At 65.4% G+C, this 4,745-nt stretch carries 4 protein-coding genes and 1 pseudogene; 3 read left to right on the forward strand and 2 right to left on the reverse strand.

The window, feature by feature from the left end; genetic code table 11:
• The coding region (locus tag JWP83_RS00755; protein ID WP_297724676.1) for a nitroreductase family deazaflavin-dependent oxidoreductase at window positions 1–375 on the forward strand (375 nt) is incomplete at its 5' end.
• Between the two features lie 920 nt (window positions 376–1,295).
• On the opposite strand, the gene JWP83_RS00760 is transcribed toward JWP83_RS00755, so the two are convergent.
• Window positions 1,296–1,418: a hypothetical protein gene (locus JWP83_RS00760; protein WP_297724679.1), complete on the reverse strand. Its 123-nt coding sequence runs from the start codon at window positions 1,416–1,418 to the stop codon at window positions 1,296–1,298.
• A 354-nt stretch (window positions 1,419–1,772) separates the two neighbouring features.
• Between JWP83_RS00760 and phoU the strand changes: the two genes are divergently transcribed.
• Window positions 1,773–2,435: a phosphate signaling complex protein PhoU gene (gene phoU / locus JWP83_RS00765; RefSeq protein ID WP_297724682.1), complete on the forward strand. Its 663-nt coding sequence runs from the start codon at window positions 1,773–1,775 to the stop codon at window positions 2,433–2,435.
• A gap of 383 nt (window positions 2,436–2,818) precedes the next feature.
• Complete coding sequence (locus JWP83_RS00770) at window positions 2,819–4,066, forward strand: HNH endonuclease signature motif containing protein (RefSeq protein ID WP_297724685.1); 1,248 nt, start codon at window positions 2,819–2,821, stop codon at window positions 4,064–4,066.
• A 297-nt stretch (window positions 4,067–4,363) separates the two neighbouring features.
• Here JWP83_RS00770 and JWP83_RS00775 read toward each other — a convergent pair.
• Window positions 4,364–4,745: pseudogene (locus JWP83_RS00775) on the reverse strand (type VII secretion AAA-ATPase EccA); the annotation flags it as partial.

The following is a 4,745-nucleotide window of genomic DNA, read 5'->3' on the forward strand; positions in this document are numbered from 1 at the left end:
ATGGTGCTGACGGTGCCCGGCCGCAAGTCCGGTCAGCCGCGCAGCACGCCGATGACGCCGTTTGAATTTCGGGGTGGCCTTTACGTGGTCGCCGGCTACCCGGGCGCCGATTGGGCGGCGAACGCCCGGGCTGCGGGCACCGGCACGCTGAGCCGGGGCCGGCGGTCACGCGAAGTCAGGATCGTCGAACTCGACGCCGAGGAAGCGCGCCCGGTGCTGCGGGCGTTTTCAACCGAAGTGCCGGTCGGTGTGGCGTTCGCGAAGCGCTCGGGGATGGTGCGCGAAGGAACGGCCGACGAATTCGAGGCACTGGCGGGCCGGCTCGCCGTATTCCGATTCGAGCCGAACGTCAAACAGCGCGAAAAATCTCGCTGAGGGGCTGTTGGCTCTCCGGGTCTACCCATTCAGGGCTGAGCATCCAGGACGGCGGGATGCAGCGACCCGGTAACGTCAGGTTCTCCAGCTCGATGCGCCACCTCAGTTGCGACCAAGTCCCAACTCAGCGAGAAGCGCGTACTCAGCTTCGAAAGGCTTCTTCCGCTTCGGCCTAACGCTCTCGATACTCGCCGCCTCGTAATCCCTATGCGCACCTTGTTGGTGCCGCACGTAACGTCTGATCGGGGCGTCCATGTCCCGCCCAGATCGCAAGCGTCTATAGTGTGTCGTGCACAAGCCGGACGTGTGTGCCCGGCGGATGTAATCGTTTTGCTTGCAGCGCATGGTTTCTCCAGTCTGCTTGATTCACTTGAAAATTCGGTCGCCTGGGGGGGACCCCCCCTGGGGGTCTGGCCGGACACTTCATGCAAAGCCGGGCCTCTCTCCCCTGCGAAAATCTGGTTGAGACTTACATTTACAATTACGCCCAATGAACGACGCTCGTTCGCCGTGGACCAGTCCACGGGGTCCGGTCCACGGGGTCCGGTCAGTGTCGCATTCGCACCGCCGGACTAGGCGTCGGTGGACCCAACCTTCAGATTTTGCTGATCCCTTGTGCCAGTTATGCCACGGCGTCGGGGTGGCACAACGGTTTACGGAGCGCGGCTACTCGCTACCTGAGTCCAGCAGACAGTTCAATTCGTGTTCGATGAGAGCCGCCGAGAGCCAGTCACCACACTCTCGGGCCTGCCGTAGCTCCGCGAGGAGAGCCTGAAGATCTTCCAACTTAGCTCCTAACGCTAATCAATCGCCAGGCTGGTCGTCCGTTAGCGGCTTATCCCGCAGCCCCTTGTCGCGGTTCAAGCCCTTCAGCTTGTAGCGAGCGACCGCCAGGCCGAGAAGCACAGTGGCGCTTAGTATCAGCATTGGGTGTCGCCGCGCAGCTTTTGCGCCGCTAAGCGACGCTCCCACTCATCCGCGATGCGGACTTCCCACCGGAAGTATCGCCACCTGATCCACCGGTCGATAATTTTGTCGAGCATGCTTCTCCTTGGGTTCTCCGGTGGCCCGCGACGACGGAGTCAGGGTTAACGAACAACGGGCCACCGGAGGGTTGTTCCGGTGGCCCAAGGTTGGGGTGATTGTGTGAGCAAACGCCAGCTCGCGGCCCACCGGATTACCGCCAGGATGGCTCGCCCGCCATGAGCAGGCATTGGGGCTAGCCGCAATCCTCCACTGCCTGCTCGCAGGAAGTACGGAGTCGGGGGTTTCGTCTGTCAGCGGCCGCCCCCGGGCCGTGCGAACGCTAGGCCGAAACAGCCCGGCGGGCGAACGCGGCTTGGCGCCGGTTTGGACCGAGATAGGCACCACGACCTGGTCAGACGTAGCCTAGGGCTATGCGCACGGCCTATCAGGAGCAGCTCGCCGCCCTCAATGAGCAGCTGGGTGATACGTGCGGAAAAGCTGGCGTGGCGATGCAGAACGCCACCCAAACCCTGCTTCAGGCCGATCTGGCGCTGGCTGAACAGGTCATCGCTGACCAGGGCCAGCTCGCGCAGATGTGCGGCGCCGCCGAAGAGTCCGCGTTCGTGCTGCTGGCACTCCAGGCCCCGGTCGCCGGCGACCTACGAGCCGTCGTCGCCGCAATCCGGGTGTGCGCCGATGTCGAACGCATGGGCGGTCTGGCGGTACACGTCGCCAAGATCGTCCGCCGCCGCCACCCCGAACACGTCGTACCCGAGCAGGTCGACCACTACTTCGCTGAGATGGGCCGCGTCGCGGTCGAATTGGGAAACGCCGCCCAGGACGTGTTGCGCACCGGCGACCCCGACAAGGCCCGCAGCATCAACGACGAAGACGACGCCATGGACGACCTGCATCGCCGGCTATTCATCGAGCTGATGGACCGCGAATGGAGATACGGCGTGGCCGCTGCGGTCGATGTGACGCTGCTGGGCAGGTTCTACGAACGTTTCGCAGACCACGCCGTCGAAATCGCTAGGCAAGTCATCTTCCAAGCCACCGGCAGATTTCCAGGCGCCTCGCACCCCGTCGGCTAGCGGCACCCGTCTACCACCTGACTGGCTCACGATTCGGGGTTCGCGGTAGTCGCAGCGGGATGACCTGTTGTTTGCGGTTTTGGGCTGCTGGGTTGTGCGCACTAAAGTCGGGGGCCGGGGCTGCCCTGGTGGCCAATGTGCGCGTCGTGGAGACCGCCTTCGGCGCGTCCGCGGTGTAGATGGTGCGGTTTTCGCGACGTGGATCGCATCCCAGTCGAGCACCGTGGTTGGGCGCATGATGGAGCGTAGGTGGCCGTGCTGATGGCTGCGGTGGGGAGCGTTTGGGCCAATCAGGCTGTCCCTCTTGGCCAATGATGACGGTCACACCGCGACGCGGTTTTGGGCGGCCGAGATTTGTCGGACCCGGCTGCGATGATGACGGTATGTCCTTGAGCGCAGCGCCTGTCGCGGCGGTCGGCCCTGCCGAGCGTCTTGAGGGGTTGTTCGAGGAGTTGGCGGAGTTGACCGGTCAGCGCAATGCGATTGATGGGCGCATTGTGGAGATCGTCGCCGAGATGGATCGCGACGAGTTGTGCGGTGCTACGGGTGCGCGGTCGGTGGCGGCGTTGGTGGCCTGGAAGATCGGCTCGTCATCGGGAAACGCTCACACGATCACCACCGTGGCGCGCCGGTGGGAGGAGTTTCCCCGCTGCGCCCAAGGCATGCGGGAGGGCCGGCTGTCGCTGGATCAGCTCGGCGTCATCGCGGCGCGGGCGGGCGAGGGATCCGATGAGCACTACGCGCAGCTGGCGGCGGTCGCCACGGTCAACCAGCTGCGCACCGCCGTCAAACTCGAACCGCGACCCGAACCCGATCCTCGACCCGAACCGCAGTCCTCGATCACCAAGACCTGCGACGAGGAGTTCACCTGTTGGCGGATCAAACTTCCGCACCCCGACGCGGCGAAGTTCGACGCGGCACTGGCGTCGCATCGTGATGCGCTGTTCGCCGAGTGGAAACTCGATCGCGAGGACCGCGAGCGGACATCAGATATCGCGCCGCCGTTGCCGGGCACCGTCGAGGCGTTCATGCGCCTGGTGGAGGCCGGATGGGACGCCGAGGCGGCCCGCCGGCCACACGGGCAGCACACCACCGTGGTGGTGCACCTCGACGTGGAGCAGCGCGCCGCGGCGCTGCATCTGGGTCCGCTGCTGTCCGACGCCGAACGCCGATACCTGAGCTGTGATGCCACTTGTGAAGTCTGGTTCGAACGTGCCGGCGAGCTGATCGGCGCCGGGCGAGCGACGCGGCTGATCAACCGGCGGCTTCGCCGCGCGCTCGAACACCGCCATCCCACGTGCGCGGTTCCCGGGTGTGGCGCCACCCGCGGTCTGCACGCACACCACATCCGGCACTGGGAGGACGGCGGTCCCACCGAGTTGTTCAACCTGGTGCTGGTATGCCCGTATCATCACCGGTTGCACCATCGGGGCGTCATCACCATCACCGGACCCGCGGCCGACCTCACCGTGACTGATAGCTGCGGCCAACCACTCCGTACCGGATCGCTCGCCCGCCCGCCGAACCGTCCCCCGCCCGCTGTCGCGCCATGTCCCGGGCCCACCGGCGAGCGCGCCGACTGGTGGTGGTATGACCCCTTCCAGCCCCAGCCACCGCCGACAACCAACTAGATTGGTTAGCAGCATCATATCGAAGCTCAAACAGGTTGGGGCATAGAGAATTTCGTTTCCGCTACCCGCTGCTATCGGATCGTGTCAATCAACGCCGACAACCAAGCCCGCACCGCCGCCGACCCGACACCCACGGCCCTCATCAAGATCCCCGCTGACGTGCGCACCAATTTGATGCGCACCAATTTGAGCCAAGTCGGGTCGCCGACCACGCCGTCGAAATCGCCAGACGGGTCATCTTCCAAGCCACGGGCAGATTCCCGGGCAGCGCGCACCCTGTCGCCTAGCGGCACCCGTCTACCAGACGATTGCGGCCATATCGCGGTTGTCCGAACACACGCTGTGCACGGCGGCTTCGGTGTCTGCGGCGGTGATGATCTGCAGGTCCTCGACGGTCACCGGCCGGCCCGCCCGCTTTTGGGCGACGACCCGGGTGTCGCGGAACCCCTCGGCGCGCTCGATGACGTTACGGGCGAACCGGCCGTTCTGCATGGCGTCGATCCCGTGCTGACCACCGGGAGTCGTGTAGTTGCGGATGGTGGTGGCCGCAGCCAAAAAAGCCTCCCGCGCACCGTCGTCGAGCAGGCTCGCCCGCGGCGCGGCATAGCGGTGCCCGATCTCGACGATCTCGGCCGGCGAGTACGACTCAAACCGCAGCTTGCGGTTGAACCGGCCCGCC

Origin of the sequence: Mycobacterium sp. (genome assembly GCF_025965855.1) — a bacterium.
GTDB lineage: Bacteria > Actinomycetota > Actinomycetes > Mycobacteriales > Mycobacteriaceae > Mycobacterium.

Coding starts and splice junctions, on each gene's coding strand:
- phoU (WP_297724682.1), top strand. CDS start 1,773: ATGCGCACGGCCTATCAGGAGCAGCTCGCCGCCCTCAATGAGCAGCTG.
- JWP83_RS00770 (WP_297724685.1), top strand. CDS start 2,819: ATGTCCTTGAGCGCAGCGCCTGTCGCGGCGGTCGGCCCTGCCGAGCGT.
- JWP83_RS00760 (WP_297724679.1), bottom strand. CDS start 1,418: ATGCTCGACAAAATTATCGACCGGTGGATCAGGTGGCGATACTTCCGG.